The following is a 1037-nucleotide window of genomic DNA, read 5'->3' as shown; positions in this document are numbered from 1 at the left end:
AACTGGATATCAGCGCCACGTACATCCGCACAAGGATTTCAGGTTGAAGGGATTTATGCGGGACAATATCAGGCTCGTGTTCGTGCTATTAACCCCTCTGAGATATCTAGTATTTGGGCGAACGCGCAGGAAACAACACTAAAAGGCAAGGAGGGGAATCCTCCCATGCCTGTTGGCTTTGCTGCAACTGGCATTATCTTTGGTATTACCTTGAGTTGGGGTTATCCGGAAGGGGCTGAAGATGCGCTAAAAACAGAGATTGAATATAGCCTGTCTGCTGATGGTACTGATGCGATGCTGCTGAGTGACGTGCCGCACCCGCAACGGAACTACACGATGCAAGGCTTAAGAGCAGGGCAAGTCTTCTGGTTCCGTGCTCGAATAGTTGATAAATCAGGTAATCAGTCGCCATGGATAGACTGGGTTCGCGGCATGTCCAGTACAGACACAAGTTCGATCCTTGAGTTTGTGGGCGATGAGTTCATTACAAACACCGTTGCCGGGCAGCAACTACTTAACGACGACTTCATGAATGCTGAGGCTATTCTTGAAACAGCCAACGCCAATAACGCCAGTATTCGCCAGCAATGGGCGCACTATGGGGAGAATAAAGCGGGGATTGTTGAGATATGGACCACTCAGGCTGATGCGGCTAGAGCATTTGCAGAATATCAGTTGGTAGTTACCGCAACATTTGAAGATCAGACAGCGGCTATTGGTCAAAAAATGACGGCTGTAGTTGATGCTGATAGTGCTATTGCGACATACAGCTTAGGTGCTGGTCTGAACTATAACGGCCAGTTTGTCAGTGCCGGAATGGTCATTGGTGCTGAATTTATTAATGGTGTGGCGAAAGCATCGATTGGATTTAATGCTGATAGCTTTATTCTCTTAAGTGGACCCGAAGATAATAAATTCTCTCCATGGGCTGTCGTAAATGGGCAGACGTTTATTAATGATGGATTTATTCAAAATGGCTCAATAACTAATGCCAAAATCGGTCAGTATATAATGTCTGACAATTACGTGATGGGAAT

Annotated in this window: 1 protein-coding gene; it reads left to right on the top strand. The window is 46.2% G+C overall.

Annotated features, from left to right (window positions below):
- The coding region (locus HUZ92_RS20695; RefSeq protein WP_174846892.1) for a phage tail tip fiber protein at window positions 1-1037 on the top strand (1037 nt) is incomplete at both ends.

The sequence above is a fragment of the Yersinia vastinensis genome (assembly GCF_902726565.1).
Lineage (GTDB): Bacteria > Pseudomonadota > Gammaproteobacteria > Enterobacterales > Enterobacteriaceae > Yersinia > Yersinia vastinensis.
The sequence above is the reverse complement of the archived record's forward strand: the minus strand, read 5'-3'. Positions and strand labels throughout refer to the sequence as shown.